Annotated in this window: 13 protein-coding genes; 9 read left to right on the top strand and 4 right to left on the bottom strand. The window is 49.2% G+C overall.

The window, feature by feature from the left end; all coding sequences use genetic code 11:
* The first annotated feature begins 28 nt into the window (after positions 1-28).
* From HK11_RS05065 to HK11_RS05035, 7 genes are all read left to right on the top strand, one after another.
* Complete coding sequence (locus tag HK11_RS05065; protein WP_086554265.1) at positions 29-1,186, top strand: ATP phosphoribosyltransferase regulatory subunit; 1,158 nt, start codon at positions 29-31, stop codon at positions 1,184-1,186.
* 72 nt (positions 1,187-1,258) lie between these two features.
* Positions 1,259-2,548 carry an adenylosuccinate synthase gene (locus HK11_RS05060; RefSeq protein ID WP_086554264.1) on the top strand — a complete coding sequence of 430 codons (1,290 nt, stop codon included), beginning with the start codon at positions 1,259-1,261 and terminating at the stop codon, positions 2,546-2,548.
* Between the two features lie 462 nt (positions 2,549-3,010).
* Entirely contained in the window at positions 3,011-4,624 is a 1,614-nt protein-coding gene (locus HK11_RS05055) for a Hint domain-containing protein (RefSeq protein ID WP_086554263.1), read from the top strand.
* 230 nt (positions 4,625-4,854) lie between these two features.
* Complete coding sequence (gene phoB / locus HK11_RS05050) at positions 4,855-5,550, top strand: phosphate regulon transcriptional regulator PhoB (RefSeq protein ID WP_086554262.1); 696 nt, start codon at positions 4,855-4,857, stop codon at positions 5,548-5,550.
* Between the two features lie 28 nt (positions 5,551-5,578).
* On the top strand, positions 5,579-6,841 hold the full coding sequence (locus HK11_RS05045; RefSeq protein WP_086554261.1) for a cell wall metabolism sensor histidine kinase WalK: 1,263 nt from the start codon (positions 5,579-5,581) through the stop codon (positions 6,839-6,841).
* 109 nt (positions 6,842-6,950) lie between these two features.
* Positions 6,951-7,967 carry a phosphate ABC transporter substrate-binding protein PstS gene (gene pstS, locus HK11_RS05040; protein WP_086554260.1) on the top strand — a complete coding sequence of 339 codons (1,017 nt, stop codon included), beginning with the start codon at positions 6,951-6,953 and terminating at the stop codon, positions 7,965-7,967.
* A gap of 146 nt (positions 7,968-8,113) precedes the next feature.
* Positions 8,114-9,769 carry an OprO/OprP family phosphate-selective porin gene (locus HK11_RS05035; RefSeq protein ID WP_086554259.1) on the top strand — a complete coding sequence of 552 codons (1,656 nt, stop codon included), beginning with the start codon at positions 8,114-8,116 and terminating at the stop codon, positions 9,767-9,769.
* On the opposite strand, the gene fdhD is transcribed toward HK11_RS05035, so the two are convergent.
* From fdhD to HK11_RS05020, 3 genes are all read right to left on the bottom strand, one after another.
* Positions 9,766-10,575: a formate dehydrogenase accessory sulfurtransferase FdhD gene (fdhD, locus tag HK11_RS05030; RefSeq protein WP_086554258.1), complete on the bottom strand. Its 810-nt coding sequence runs from the start codon at positions 10,573-10,575 to the stop codon at positions 9,766-9,768. The two genes, HK11_RS05035 and fdhD, sit on opposite strands and share 4 nt — an antisense overlap.
* The gene (locus HK11_RS05025; RefSeq protein ID WP_086554257.1) at positions 10,565-11,182 is read right to left on the bottom strand and encodes a molybdenum cofactor guanylyltransferase; all 618 of its coding nucleotides are present in this window, start codon (positions 11,180-11,182) and stop codon (positions 10,565-10,567) included. Before HK11_RS05025 ends, fdhD begins: the two co-directional genes overlap by 11 nt.
* Before the next feature lie 78 nt (positions 11,183-11,260).
* Positions 11,261-11,677 (bottom strand): glycine zipper family protein, encoded by a 417-nt coding sequence (locus HK11_RS05020; RefSeq protein WP_086554256.1) that lies wholly within the window; start codon positions 11,675-11,677, stop codon positions 11,261-11,263.
* Between the two features lie 514 nt (positions 11,678-12,191).
* Between HK11_RS05020 and HK11_RS05015 the strand changes: the two genes are divergently transcribed.
* Together HK11_RS05015 and HK11_RS05010 are read left to right on the top strand one after the other, a co-directional pair.
* Positions 12,192-13,541, top strand: coding sequence for a hemolysin family protein (locus tag HK11_RS05015; RefSeq protein WP_086554319.1), 1,350 nt, complete (start codon positions 12,192-12,194; stop codon positions 13,539-13,541).
* Positions 13,542-13,543: 2 nt separating this feature from the next.
* Positions 13,544-14,848 (top strand): histidine-type phosphatase, encoded by a 1,305-nt coding sequence (locus tag HK11_RS05010; RefSeq protein WP_086554255.1) that lies wholly within the window; start codon positions 13,544-13,546, stop codon positions 14,846-14,848.
* Here the strand turns inward: HK11_RS05010 and HK11_RS05005 are convergent.
* Positions 14,845-15,585: a pirin family protein gene (locus HK11_RS05005; protein WP_086554254.1), complete on the bottom strand. Its 741-nt coding sequence runs from the start codon at positions 15,583-15,585 to the stop codon at positions 14,845-14,847. The genes HK11_RS05010 and HK11_RS05005 overlap by 4 nt on opposite strands.
* Between the last annotated feature and the right edge of the window lie 5 nt (positions 15,586-15,590).

The following is a 15,590-nucleotide window of genomic DNA, read 5'->3' as shown; positions in this document are numbered from 1 at the left end:
GTGTCACAGGCAATGTATAGAGGCCCTTATGACGGAAGACCCATATAGCCCGGCTTTGTTGCCGACCGGTTTTGTTGATCTGCTCCCTCCCGAGGCACGGACCGAGGCTGAGGGCGTTGCAGCTCTTGTGCGCGTGTTTGCGTCATATGGTTATGACCATGTGCGCCCGCCTCTGATGGAGTTTGAAGAAACGCTTCTCAGTGGATCAGGTCTCTCCCTGGCGGATCAGAGTTTTCGCGTGATGGACCCTGAGACCCGGCGGATGATGGTGCTGCGCCCTGACATTACACCGCAGATTGCGCGTATGGCTGCGACTCGTCTGCAGCGTCTTCCGCGCCCCCTGCGTCTGTCTTATGCCGGGTCATGCGTTGTTGTGCTGCCATCAGCAGCTGATGAGAGTGGCCGCCAGATCATGCAGGCTGGCATAGAGCTGATCGGCCCTGACAGCCCCCAGGCTGATGCTGAGGTGATCTGCGTTGCAGCTGAAGCTCTTGAGCAGCTCGACATTCCCGGCGTGTCCTTTGATCTGACTATGCCGTCCCTGATTCCCGCATTGCTTGAAGAGGCAGCGGTGCCAGAGGCGGAGCGTCCGGCTCTTATGCGCGCACTTGACCGTAAAGACGCCGCTGCGGTGTCTGCTCTGGGAGGCAGGTTGTCAGAGATCCTGACAGCCCTTCTGCAGGCCGCAGGCCCGGCTGACAGAGTGCTGCCTTTGCTGGCCCGGGTATCTTTGCCTGCGCGCGCGCGCGCTGCGCTGCAGCGTCTGACAGAAGTTGTTGCGGCTATTAAGGCTCAGTCACCTGACCTGCGCCTGACGATTGATCCGGTTGAGTTCAGAGGCTGGAAATACCATACCGGCGTATGTGTTACGGTGTTTGCACAGGGCTGCTCTGAAGAGCTGGGGCGTGGCGGGCGTTATCTGTGTAATGATGACGAGCCGGCCTGTGGCCTGACGTTTCGTCCTGATGTGTTGTTTCGCCTTGTGCCTAATGTGCCGGTGATGCAGCGCGTGTATGTTGCCCCGGGTGCCAGCACAGATGTCGCAGATGCCCTGCGCGGGCGCGGCGTTGCTGCAATTAACAGCCTGTGTGCTCCGGCAGAGGGTGAGGCTGTTTATTATGCTGAGGCACGGCGCCTTGGGTGTAGTCATATTCTTCTCGATGCGAGCTGCATCGAGCTGGTTTGAGGTTTATTTCTCTTCATCGTTCATGTTTGCCGATGACGATGACAGGCAGGTTTTTTCCAGGAGCAGAGTGTTATGTCTAATGTCACTGTAATCGGGTCGCAGTGGGGCGATGAAGGTAAAGGCAAGATCGTTGACTGGCTGGCCAGCCGCGCTGACGTTGTTGTGCGTTTTCAGGGTGGTCATAACGCAGGGCATACGCTGGTTGTCGGTAACCAGGTTTATAAGCTGTCTCTGCTGCCTTCAGGTGTTGTAAACGGTAAGCTGGGTATCATCGGCAATGGTGTGGTCGTTGACCCGCAGGCCCTGCTGTCTGAGATTGGCCGTATCCAGGAACAGGGGCTGAAGGTTACGCCTGAGACTCTCAAAATCGCTGAAAATGTGCCTTTGATTCTGCCTGTCCATGGTGCGCTGGATCGTGCGCGTGAGGCTGCTCGTGGTGAGCGTAAAATTGGCACAACCGGTCGCGGTATTGGTCCGGCTTATGAAGATAAGGTCGCACGCCGTGCTATTCGCCTGTGCGATCTCGCCGAACCGGAAACACTGGACTGGAAGCTTGATGAGCTGCTGCTGCATCATAACACTCTTCTCAAAGGGCTGAATGCAGAGACTTTCAGTAAAGAGGAACTTCTGGCGTTTCTGACAGATATTGCTCCGAAGGTGCTCCCTTATATGGCGCCTGTATGGGATATTCTCGATGATGCCCGTCGTTCTGGCAGCCGGATTCTGTTTGAGGGTGCACAGGCTGTGATGCTTGATGTTGACCATGGCACCTACCCGTTTGTGACCAGCTCAAACACTGTAGCGTCTAATGCAGGTACGGGTTCAGGTATGGGGCCTGCTGCTGCTGGTTTTGTTCTTGGTATTGCTAAAGCGTACTGCACGCGTGTGGGTGAAGGGCCTTTCCCTTCAGAGCTGTTTGATGACACTGGCCGTAAGCTTGGCGAGCGTGGTCATGAGTTTGGTACGGTGACGGGGCGTCCGCGTCGTTGTGGCTGGTTTGATGCTGTTCTCGTGCGCCATGCAGTGCGGGTTGGTGGCGTTAACGGTCTTGCCCTGACAAAACTTGATGTGCTTGACGGGCTGGATGAAATTGCCATTTGTACAGGCTATGAGCTTGATGGTCAGCAGATTGATCGTTTTCCTTCAGCTCCTGGTGCACAGGCGCGCGTAAAGCCGGTTTTTGAAAAGATTGAAGGCTGGAAAGAAACGACCCGGGGTGCCCGCAGCTGGGCTGATCTGCCTGCTCAGGCTATTAAATATGTGCGCCGTATAGAAGAGCTGGTCGGGGCGCCGGTTACATTGCTTTCAACCAGCCCTGATCGTGATGATACCATTCTGGTACGTGACCCGTTCGAGGGCTAAAAAGAATTTCTGCAGCAGAGATTTTTGATGACTAAAAAAAGCCGGTGCATTATGTACCGGCTTTTTTTATGTATTTATTTATAACTTTTCTTATATTTATTAATAATCCATTTTTTATCTTTATAGTTTTCACGATAGAAAAGTTATATATTATTTTTTATAATCCTCATTGCCATAATTCATTTTAAGTTTTTGTATTTATTGAATTTATTTGTAAATAATAATAACTTTTTGTAAATAAATGTATTAATTTTATATTAAATTTCATTATTTATTAAAACTATTTAAAATTAATGTGTTTGTTAATAAATATATAAAAATGTTTTCTTATAACAACTTAATATATATTTTATTAATAAGTATAAACTTTGACATATAAATAAAAAACATATTAACTTTAATTTCATTAAATGGAATAATGGAAATAATTCTGGTTTTCCTGGCAGTTGTGGTGTGGAAGTTATGTCAAGCTATAATAATGATGATAAAGAAAATCCGGCAGACGGCAGTGATCCGCTTACGATGGTTTATGGTGACCGAAGTAAGTTTCTGAATGCGCCGGTTAGTTACGGTATTAAGGTTATTATGCAGTCAGGCAGCACTCTCGGAGATGCATCCGTTAGTAGTGGTGGCATTGTTGTCATGGATAGCGGGTCTGTTCTTTCAGGGGTCAATACAGTTTATGAGGGTGGAAAGCTTTTCATCTGGCCTGATGGTGGCGGGACAGTCTATATGGATGGGAGCAATAACAGCGGGCTGATTATTTCAGGGCTGGCCAGTGGCGGTACTGCTTCGACTGTCATATCGGGCTTTAATGGCCATGGTTCAGGAGATTCAGATCGTATTGAAATTGCCGGCGTGTTGCAGTCAGATATTGTTGCAATGAGCTTTCCGTCTGCTGATCAGATTCAGCTGTCACTTCAGAATGGAACAAGTTTTGTTCTGAATATTACTGGCATTGAAGCTTCCGGTGTTTCTTTAAGTTCAAACTCAGCTAATGGTTATTTGTTGCTTGAGGTCTGCTTTCTTGCGGGTTCTATGATCGCGACACCCGAGGGTGATCGTGCAGTTGAAGAACTCAGGCCCGGTGACATCGTTAATGTTTTTGACCATGAGACCGGTAAAATCTGCACAAGCAAAATTACCTGGGCCGGGCAGAAAGATATGCTTGTCCGTCCCGGTCTGGCAGAAGATCTTGCGGGCTATCCGGTAAGGGTGCTTAAGGATGCTATTGCGCCGGGTGTGCCGTATAAAGATCTGCTGGTGACGGGTGAACACTGCATGTTCTTTGACGGGAATTTTGTACCGGTTCGGATGCTCGTTAATGGCCGTTCAGTATTCTACGACCACTCTCTGACGGGCTATACCTATTATCACATCGAAACTGAGTCTCATTCTGTTATCTGGGCGAATGGTATGCTGACGGAAAGCTATCTTGATACCGGTAACCGTTCATTGTTTGTTCAGTATGGTAACCTTCTGACAATGGAGCGGGGTGACGTCAGAAGCTGGGATGAAGATGCAGCAGCGCCACTGACAACGACGCGTGAGCATGTTGAGCCTATTTTTCGTGCTATTGAGCAACGGGCTGTTCGGGAGGGGATTGGTGTCTCCAGGCCGCTTCAGCATATTACGACAGATGATTCTGCTTTCCATCTTGTTTCAGAATGTGGGGCAACACTTCGCAAAGTGCGCGAGGCTAACGGATACCATGTCTTTATGATTCCGCCGGATGTTACAGATGTGCGTATGGTATCGCGTGCCAGTCGTCCAAGTGATGCCATTGGTGCGTTTGTTGATGATCGTCGTTCCCTTGGTGTTCTCGTTGGTGACATTCGTTTGTTTCAGCTTAATGATACGCGTGTTATCGACGAACATTTGCAGAGTGGTGAGCTTAAAGGCTGGGATACACGTAAGGAGGTGAATTGCCGGTGGACAACAGGTAACGCCTGCCTTTCTCTGGGTGAGCGTAAAGCAAATTCTGTTGCTATGCTTGCAGTGCAGGTGCTCGCTGCAGGGCCTTATCTGCTGTATGATGCCAACAACGACAACCTTGTTATTTGCTGTGGTGCCTGATGCTGACTTCTCTCTGTCATGTTTTATGCATGGCAGAGAGGTAGCCTGCGGATGTTTTTCATAAAACTGTCATGAAACAGTAAAGGAGGGAAGCAGAAATATTATACATATTTATCAATATGTTATGATGTTTCTCTCTGGTTTCATGAAATTTTGTACTTATTCATACCAGAGTTGTGTTTGCCTGACATAAACGCGTATGATTCGCCCAAATAGCAGTTGAGCAGGTTATGACGCATAAAACACATATTCTGGTTGTGGAAGATGATCCGGCGCTGTCTCGCCTCGTATCATACAATCTTGATAAGCAGGGTTATGAGGTGCACGTTGTAGCAGACGGTCAGGCAGCACTTGATTATATTGCTGCACGTTTGCCTGATCTGGTTTTACTTGACTGGATGTTACCTGGTGTTTCAGGGATTGAAGTGTGCCGCCGTGTACGCGGTCAGGCTAAAACCCGATCTTTACCAATTATTATGCTGAGCGCACGCGGTGAGGACACAGATAGTGTCTGTGGTCTTGATACGGGTGCTGATGACTATCTTATTAAGCCTTTTGGTATGGAGGCCCTGCTGGCGCGTGTTAAGGCCCTGCTGCGTCGTTTGCCGCCGCCAGACAAAACACTGCGCTTTGAAAATATGGTCATTGACCGGGTCGAGCATAAGGCTGAGCGTAACGGGCGTAAACTGTCTCTCGGACCAACGGAATATCGTCTCCTTGAGTTCCTGATGATGCATCCCGGGCAGGTTTTCTCGCGTGAGGAACTTCTGGAGCACGCGTGGGAACGCAGCTCCTGTGTAGAGCTTCGTACAGTTGATGTGCACATCCGGCGTCTGCGGCGGATTCTCAATGATGATGAGAGTGAACAGGACCTGATCAGAACGGTAAGAGCCCGGGGCTATTCCCTTGATCTTCCGTTTGCCTGAGAATGTGCTTCTGACAAAAGGGTGACAGATGCTTTCTGCTGCTTTGCTGTACGCTGCGGGAGGTGTTGTCACCGGGAGCAGTATCACTGGTATCGTAACGGCCCTTATGTTGCGCTCCCGTCATCGGGCCGGTGCGAAATCTGACCGCTTTTTGCGGCCAATGTCGCAGTCAAGGCTGCTGGCTGTTATTGAGCCGATTGCGGCTGCCCTGCCGGTGGCGATGGTCGTTCTCGATTCTGAACGTCGTATAGTGCATACATCGCCCTATGCTGAGGCAGAGTTCTCAGGCGGGCTGAATGCGATAGAGCGTCATCCCGCTTTCCAGAGCAGCCTCGACAGACTGAAGGAAAAAGACGCTACCAGAAATGCGGCGCCGGAAGAGGCTCTGATTGTTCAGGACGTACCTGTGCGACGTGTTGTCAGAGCGTTGTTCCAACGGCATGTTTTTTCGCCTTATTTTCTCGCCGTTGATCAGAACCGAAAAAAGCGCTTTGCACGCGATATTGCTCTGACTTTTGTTGTTTTGCACGACGTAACAAAAATGGAGATGGCAGAGCGTCAGCATGCGGACTTTGTGGCTTATGCCAGTCATGAGCTTCGTACACCGCTTGCTGCATTGCTTGGGTTTATAGAGACCCTTCAGGGGCCTGCTGCAGGCGATCCTGATGCGCAGAAAGAGTTTTTGTCCATTATGGCAGAGCAGGGGCAGCGCATGCAGCGTCTGCTCGATGGGTTGCTTTATCTTTCAAAGGTGCAGATGCTTGAGCATCAGCGTCCTCGGGGGCAGATTGTCCTGGAGGAGTTGTGTCGTAAGCTCGAGCGTGAGGCTTCGGTGCTGTGTCGCCGGCAAAAAACAAAACTGCATGTTGTAGTGTCTGACCTGTCAGTACAGTCTGTTGCCGGTGATACTGATCAGATGGTGCAGGTGCTGATGAACCTGGTTGAAAATGCGCTGAAATATGCCACACAGGATTCTGATTTGCCGCGGGACCATAAACCTGAAATTACAGTGACCTGCAGGGATGCAGAGCCTGGTAAAGGGTGGCCGGGACATCCCGGTGTGGAAATCAGGGTGTCAGATAATGGTCCGGGTATAGCTGCCCGCCATCTCCCGCGTCTGACAGAGAGGTTTTATCGTGTGCCCAGGACATCTGCCGTCGTGCAGGGGAGTGGTCTCGGGCTTGCGATCGTGCAGCATATTATAGCTCGTCATGGCGGGCGCTTCAGGATCGAGAGTGTTGTTGGTCAGGGCACGGATTGCCTGATCTGGTTACCTGCTCATGTGTCATGAAACAGTCATGCAACTTAAGAGCAGATTATGATAGTCTTTGCAGCAGCAGGCTAAAATAAAGAGTGTTATGGCTCTGGTTAAAAGCTGATACTCAGAAGGTAGTAGATAGATGCGTTTTTCATTACGGTCATGTTTTGCAGTGATGGCAGCAGCCGGTCTTGCCGGTAGTTTATGCTCTGGTACGGCGCTGGCCGAGAGCATTACCGGTGCGGGCTCAAGCTTTGCTGCTCCTATCTATCAGGCATGGGGTGATGCCGCTGCCAGCGCAACAGGACTGAGTGTTAATTATCAGAGCGTTGGCTCAAGTGCCGGGCAAAATCAGGTTATGGCTGGTACGGTTGATTTTGGCGCATCTGATGCTCCGCTTGCTCCGGCCAAAATTGCTTCAGCACATTTGTTTCAGTTTCCTACCGTAATGGGTGGCATTGTTCCTGTTATCAATGTGCCTGGCGTTAAAACAGCGACCCTTAAGCTGAGTGGACCGGTGCTTGCCGGTATTTATGCCGGTGAGATTACGGACTGGAATGATCCGAAAATTGCAGCTTTGAATCCAGGTCTGAAGCTGCCTGACATGGCTATTGCTCCCATTCACCGTGCTGATGGTTCAGGAACAACGTTTGTTTTTACGTCTTACCTCGCACGGTCATCTGCCAGCTGGAAAGAAAATCAGGGGGCAGCGACGTCAATCTCATGGCCTGGTGGTCTGGGCGCACGCGGTAATGACGGGGTTGCGGCTACGGTGCATAACACAGAAGGCGCAATCGGGTATGTTGAGTTTGCTTACGCCAGCAGAAATAACCTGACGACCGTATTGCTGCGTAATCATGCCGGTGAAAATGTAGAAGCCAGCCAGAAGAGCTTTGCCCAGGCAGCCTCTTCAGCAGACTGGCAGCATGCTGATCATTTCGCGGTTGATCTGCTTGACACTCCCGGACAAGGTGCCTGGCCGATTGTTTCTGCAACGTATGTTCTGGTGCCGCTTGCTCCGGCTGATGCAGCACGTAGTAAAGCTGTGAAGAAATTTTTCACCTGGGGTTTTGAAAAAGGCGATAGCCTTGCTACCGGGCTGGACTATGTAACTTTGCCACCGGCTGTAAAAACATCTATTTTGTCTTCATGGAAGTAAGTTAAACTTAAGATTGCATGAGACTGTGTGGCTCGCCTGCAAAGGCGAGCCATTTTTATATTAAAGTTACCAAAATTATATATAAATAAAATAAATTTCATTTATAATCGAAAGAAGAGGTGATTTTGTAATTACAATGGTGTCTGATGCGCCGCACAGTATTCTCTTCAGGCTTTTTTTTGTTCTCATGTCTGGCAACAGGTAATGCGTCAGCGGCTCTGGCTGCATCTTCTGATGCTGCTGAGATACAGGAGTTAAGACGTGAGATGGTTGCTATGCGACGTGAGCTGATGGGGCAGATCTCATCGCTCAAAGTGCGTCTGGCAAAAAGTGAAGCCCGGACTAATCGTAATAATCAGAAAAAAATAGCGGCACCTGCTGCTCCGCTCCCGGCTGCTGAGTTGTCTGAGCAAAAAGTGCGTCATGTCGTGTCTGGCCCATCTGACCCTGCAATAAAATTTTCTGATAGTGCCTCACAGTATAATATTCTGCGTTTATCTGAAATTGGTACGCCACCTTCTGACCGTGGTGTTGTTGAGTCGTGGAAGCATTTTCACTGGGCTACACAGAAAGATGAAAACGTACGCGTGGGAGGCATGATTATAGGTTTTCCTCGTGGGCGGTTTACTATTGCTTCTGCTGATGCCGCTTATGCTTTTTCAGTGGGGCTCGCCCTGCATGAAGATATTGGTGGTTTTTTTGGTATGTCTCCGCGCCCTGGTGAAACGAAGGGAAATTTTCCTGGACTGACACAAAATTTACGTCGTCTCAGGCTGCCAGTTTCTTTTCGATATAAAAACTGGATAGCGAATGTTACTCCCGACTGGGGATCAAGCAGTTCAGACGGAAAAGTCAGTTTATATGAAGCAAATATAAATTATACAGGTTTTTCTCATACTTATGTAACAGTTGGCTATTTTCAGCCACGCGTCACATTTTATGATTCACAAAGTTCCAACAATTTTCAGATGCTTGAGCGGCCGGGCATTACTAATATTGTGCGTAACATAGCTGCAGGAGATTCCCGCTTTAGTGCGGGAGCTTTGCACTATGAAAAACGCTGGTGGATAGCAGGATATTTTACGGGTCAGAGTTATGGAACCAGAGGGAACGATTCTACAGTTTCTGACAGCCAGACTGGTGCAACCCTGCGTGTAGCCGGCCGTCCTTATATCTCAAAAAATGTCGATATACATATTGGAATTTCAGCACTGAGTGCATTTAAAACGACACAAAACTCTGCCGGCCGACGTTACTCTCCGGGAGAGGCGACAGAGGCAGGTCTGACAGGTACAAAGCTTATTTCTGCTACGGTTAGTAATACAGGGCCTGTCTGGGCGGCAGGCCCGGAGCTTGGCCTGCGCTGGCGACGACTGATTATGATAGGGGAGTACTATCATATTGGTGTACAGCGCAGCGAGCGTGGTCTGCCTGTCGTTAATTTTGACGGGTACTATGGTGAAGTAACTTATACTATACTGGGTAAGCCGCGTGCTTATGACATCAGGCAGGGAGCTTTTTCTGCTCCTGGTGTTGAGGCAGATTTTGATCCTCAGCATGGTCAGTGGGGCGCGCTTGAGGTGTCAGGGCGATATAGTGTCGCAGATCTTAATGATTTATCGGCTGGTATAAGAGGGGGAAAGCAAACAGTATGGGCTGGTGGTGTGAATTGGTACCCTAATCGTCACTTCAGGGTTATGCTTGATTATAACCATTTTATTGTGACACGAAATCAGCTGCCTTATAATATATCCGGTCGTAATGGGAATTCTGTTGTGACGCGCCTTCAGGCTGCATTTTAAGCTGGTGGGTGAGTAGCCTCAGGCTGTGTAAAGATAAACTGGCTTTCTGGTCGGGCAAGCCCGATGAGTGTCAGGCCAGCCTGTTGTGCCAGGTGTAGTGCACGCACAGTTGGTGCAGAGATGGCAACCAGTGTTGTAAAGCCGGCAATAATGGCTTTTTGTGCCATTTCATATGAGCAGCGGCTTGTAATAAGGCAAAACCCTTCTGAAAAATCAATATTATTTCTTAAACCATCTCCGATCAGCTTATCCAGTGCGTTGTGTCTGCCAATATCTTCGCGTACGGCAAGGATATCACCATTTACGCTGCATCTGGCGGCACCATGAACCATATGCACAGCTTTGTTTAATATTTGCAGGTGAGGGAGCTCATTGAGTGCTTTAAGCAGAGCAGCCTGCGTTACAGGTGGTTTTTGTGCAACGGAAGGAAGGTTCGTGTGCAGTGTTTCAAGATCCTGCGTGCCGCAAACGCCACAACCGGTGCGTCCTGTCATGTTTCTTTGTAATTGAAGGATTTTTTTAAAATCGCTTCCTTTTATAAGCACGTTAACTGTTATGCCATTTTCTGTTGTATCTATGGTTAGCGAGCGAATATGATCCGGTGAGGAAACAAGGCGTTCTGTTTTTAAAAAACCGTAACTATAATCTTCAATATTTTCAGCTGTTATCATCATTGTTGCATAAGAAATGCTGTTGATAATAAAAGTGACGGGTGTTTCATCTGCCAGTTTTAAAGAGTGCTCTGAAACGCCATGACCTGTAATTTTTTTCGTATCCCATGAAAAAACAAGTGATTTAGAAATCATTTTTTATACTCTGCATAATCTGGCATGCTGTTGCATAATCATCGGGTGTATTGATGTTAAAAAATGGATCATAAGGTGAAGCAGAGAAAGAAATCTCTTTCATGCCGAGGGTATCTGCAAACAGGCGTACGCGGCGTTTATATTTATTCTCTTTGTCTGAAAGCCAGTTTTGTAAATTTTCGACACAGCTTACGGGCCATGAAGCAACCAGGTGATGCCGCCGGCCATCAGATATAGCCGCCGCCGGAGCGGGAGTGAGGTCAGAGGTTAATGTGTCAGGAATAAAGGGTGTATCACCCGGTATTGTCACTAATGTATCAGCGCCTGATTGTCTCGCCCATTTTAATCCTGCCAGAAGTCCGCTCAGAGGGCCGGTATCTGTTGTATCATCCCGCAGCAAAGGTAACTTCCATGCGGCATATAGCGAGGCCGGGCTGTTAGTGCTGAGTGCTATGGAGCTTGCAGGTAAAGAGCATTGTAACGCCCTGAGAATGACGGAGAGTACTGGTGTGCTCTGTAGGGATAGCAGGGGCTTTTCACACCCGCCCATGCGGGTTCCATGGCCACCCGCCAGAATAACAGCTGCAACAGAAGAGGAGGAGGGCATGGGGTAAAGAGCCTTTCCCGGCCGGAATTACCGGGAGAGACAGAGCAGGTTTTGTACCTGCTCTGTTATACTGACGACTTACTGGCCGAGTACGTTGTGATAGGCAACCATGCATTGTGCATAGGCATTGTTGTACTGGGTCTGAATGCCGCCTTGCTGGTTGTTGGTGTACATGCTTCCACCAAGGCCGCCACCCAGTGCGCCTGCACCAGCACCAATAGCAGCGCCTGAGCCGCCGCCAATAGCAGCACCAAGGCCAGCACCCAGTGCGGTTGTGGCAAGGCCACCTAACAGGGCGCGATGGTTCTGGTTTTCAGCCTGCCCGCTTACAGCAGAGTTTGCCTGCGATTTGCAGAAGGACTGCTCCTGAGCAAATTCTGCATAAGACTTATCTTTGCCTGGCAGTACCATCACTGTTGGTCCCATGGGCGTCTGCGCACAGGCGGCCAGCATCAGAACAGGGGCCATGAGGAGAGGGAGTTGTTTCAGCTTCATAGACGACTCTCTGGTTTTGTGACTGCCATCCCTTTGGTATGACAGCTGGTGACTGAACTAATTCTTAGACTATTGCATAAAACCATGCTTATTAGCCATAAGCAAAAAAGAAAACAGTGCAACCTGTTATAAAAAATAACAATTTCTTATATTGTGGTTTTTTTTGGTATTTTTTTTAAAAATAATCAAAAAAAATAATATAATTATAAATTATGAAGTTTATATTTTTATTTATGGCTTAATATTTATATATTTATTTTGATTTTTATAAATTAAAAGAGGTTATTATTAATTTTATATTTTAAATCGTTTTATTCTGTTATATTTTTTTTATCATTTATGGTTTATATCCTGTGTAATTTTGTTTCGTAACATGCTTCGTATATTAAAAACATGATGCCTGACTGCTTAACAACTCATTTGTCTCGCAGGTCATAAGCCTAGGCATTACAGGTTATAAAGGGTATAGTCAGCCGCGAAGCACTTCGTGCATTATCTTATCCAGAGCATTCCTTTGATCCTTTTTTTACTGGGGCTTCTGACCCTTTTTCTTCTTATTGCGGTTAGTATTCTGATTTCTCTGTCTGAGATTTCGTTCGCTGCTGCGCGTGAGGTCAGGCTGCGCTCGCGTGCTGAGGCAGGTGATCATCGGGCTCAGGCTTTTCTTGCTTTGCGCCGCAATAGCGGACAGGTCATGACGGTTCTGCAGATATGTCTTAATGGTGTTGGTATTCTGGGGGGGATTGTCAGCTCAGAAATGCTGTCTCCGCCCTTTGGCGCTTTGCTGACATACTGGGGTGTCGGGCCAGGGCTTGCTGAAAAGCTTGGTTCTGCTGCCAGTTTTATTTTTGTTACTGGTGTTTTTGTTCTGTTTGCTGACCTGCTGCCAAAACGTGTGGCAATGAATGCTCCTGATAAAGTTGCTTTGAGCATAGGCTGGTTTCCTAAATTTGCCCTGCGTGTTCTTTATCCGGTTGTCTGGATTTTTTCTAAAATTTCTGATGCGGTTTTGCGTGCTCTTAAAATTCCGGCAGCTTCTGCTGTTGAACCTGTCACACCTGAAGATTTACGCGCTATTTTAGCCGCTGGTACGGCTTCGGGTGTTCTGCTTGAGCAGGAACATCAGATGATTGAAAATGTGCTGGGTTTGCAGGATCGCTCCGTGACATCAGCAATGACCCCGCGCGATGAGATTGTTTTTCTCGATACGCAGGACACTGCCCGTAGTAACCATGAAAAAGTAAGAGCAAAGCCTTATTCGCGATACCCGCTATGTAATGGCGGGCTTGATAAGGTTGTCGGTTCTATCCGTTCGGAGGACGTTCTGGCCTCAGTCGTTGACCCGACAATCCCTCCGGTTCCGGGGGAGACAATACCGGCTGATCCGATCTTCAGAATGCGCCGTGATGTCCTCTCTGTTCCTGAAACCCTGAATTTGTGGGACACGCTTGCGCAGTTTGATACGCATGGTGTCGGTTTTTCTCTGGTCGTGAATGAATATGGCCTGGTTGTCGGGCTTATCACGTTTAAAGATATTATGGGTGCTTTGATGGACGGTCTGGCTAACCCGTTTGACGAGCAGGCCATCGTGCGTCGTGATGAAACCTCGTGGCTGATTGACGGCGCTGCCCCGATTGGTGATGTCATGCGTGAGCTCCATCTGGCAGATCTGCCCGACAGCACACAGTTTGATACGATAGGCGGGTTTGTTATGCACCGTCTGCGGCGCATGGCACGCAAGACGGACAGAGTGGACCAGGCTGGCTATCGTTTTGAAGTTGTCGATGTTGAAGGGTTTCGTATTAACCAGTTGCTTGTGACACGCCTGAGCGAGAAGGCTGCCCGGGCACTTCCGAAGGGCTGAATTTGTCTGCTTTTTTCTCTCGTATTTCACAGGGCGCTCTGTGTGCTGCCCTTTTTTCTGTTTTATCAGTGTCGTCCGCTGCTGCCAGTAAGCAGAGTGCGCCGCCTTCCGGAGCGGTTCTTAAGCGTGTTGTACTGGTGGCCCGCCATGGTATTCGCAGCCCGACACAAAAAATTGAGACGCTTAACGTAAAAACCGGTCGTTCATGGAGCCCCTGGCCTGTGCCTCCAGGGCAGCTGACGGACCATGGCCGGGCAGACCTGCACCTGATGGGTGATTTTATCAGGCATTATTATGCCCCGTTTTCTGGTTTGGGTGGGGCAGAAAAACAGGTATGCCCGCACACATCATCACTTTTTGTCTGGGCTGATGCGGCGGATACCCGTACGCGTCAAACAGGAGATATTCTTGCGCAGAGTATGAGCGGCGGATGTGTTTCCCAGGCACATTCTCTGGCTCCGGGTCAGAAAGATCCGTTGTTTAATGCCCTGGCAAGCGGTCATGCTTATGCTGATCAGCATAATATTTCTGCCATTTTACAGGCAGTTTACCGTCATGATGAGGCTGGTGCTTTACCCCAGGATGTCAGAGAGGCTGAGGAGACGCTGCAAAAGCTCTTTGATCCTGAAGGGTGCGGGCATACGCCAGCTATATGTTTTACAGCTCCTGCACGCCTGACCTGGAAAAAAGGTGCCCCTCACGCCTCTGGTGGTCTGGCACTTTCAGCAACAGTTTCTGAAAATCTGCTGTTAGAATACGCACAGGGTTTGCCTGCAACGGTCAGCCTGCCGGCCTCATCATCTGATGATAGTCAGATTGCTTTGCTTAACATGGTGTTGCCAGCTCATAATTATCAGAGTGAAACTATAAGGCGTATGCCGGCCCTGGCTGCGCGTCGTGGTCAGTTTCTGGTTTCAGCCATTCTTGCTCTGCTCGATAATAAAGTGCCGCCGTCGCCTGCTGAGGCAGTTTTCCCGCAGGATGCAAAAGTTGTTGTTTTTGCGGGGCATGATACCACACTTGATATGCTGTCAGCTCTATTTGGCCTTGACTGGTCATTTAAAGATCAGCCTGACCCAACAGCACCAGACACTGTTCTGGGGTTTGAACTCTGGCAGATGCCAGATGGAAAAAATCAGGTTAAATTCGTTATTTTCCATCAGAGCCTGAAGCAGCTGCGTGAAACTTTACCGGTCGCAGACAGGGCAGATCATGGTCAGCCTCAGGTGCTGCAGAGCAGGCTCTGCCAGGCTGAGACCGTTTGTACACCAGAGGTTCTGGCCCGTCATATCGCGCACGCCGGTTAAGAAGCGTCGTATGCTGTGTCGGCAAGCAGCACGGAGGCATCGCTCTGTGCTATGATGAGGAGCTCCTGCTGCTCAGAAATGGCGGCGCTGTCACCAGCATCAAGTGTGGTACCTTCAAGTGTGACAGTCCCGCTGACAACGAGCAGAAAGAGCGAGCGCCCTGGTGTGGTCTGGTAGCGGGCCCCCTCACCGGCGCTGAGAGTGGTGTGCAAAAGGCGCCCGCTGCCCAGTAAGGCTGCTGGTGCACCATCTCTGATCGTTTCTTCTTCTTCGGGGTCGTCATCGGGAAAACCGGAGGCAATAATACGAAACCCTGTTGTGTCAGGATATCCGCTGGTATTCCGGATTTCCTGCATGGGGATGCCGCCTTTACAGTCAGGCAAAAACCAGAACTGCAGGAGCTGTGCTGCTTCTGCACCAGCCTTCCAGCTCAGGCCGGTGCACCCGGTAGCAGTACACAACACCTGTATATCACCCTTGTTGATGGTCTCAGCGTGAAAGTGCTCGCACTGTGTTGTAACTGAGCCTTGCGTAACCCAGGTTACAATATCAACATTTTTCTCGGGGCCCGCCACATACTGTGCCTGAGCAGGCAGGCTGATCTGGTTTACTACCCGTAACCGGCCATTGTGCATATGTGCGGGGTCGTTATACGCTCCGAATGCGAAGTGACAGTGCAGGTGTGCTTCTCCATCTGTGACCTGACCAAGTGTTTCTGCACGCCTGACTTTTAACATGAGGT

The sequence above is a fragment of the Acetobacter sp. DmW_043 genome (assembly GCF_002153485.1).
Taxonomy (GTDB): Bacteria; Pseudomonadota; Alphaproteobacteria; order Acetobacterales; family Acetobacteraceae; genus Acetobacter; species Acetobacter thailandicus.
This window is presented reverse-complemented; position numbering and strand designations above follow the sequence as displayed.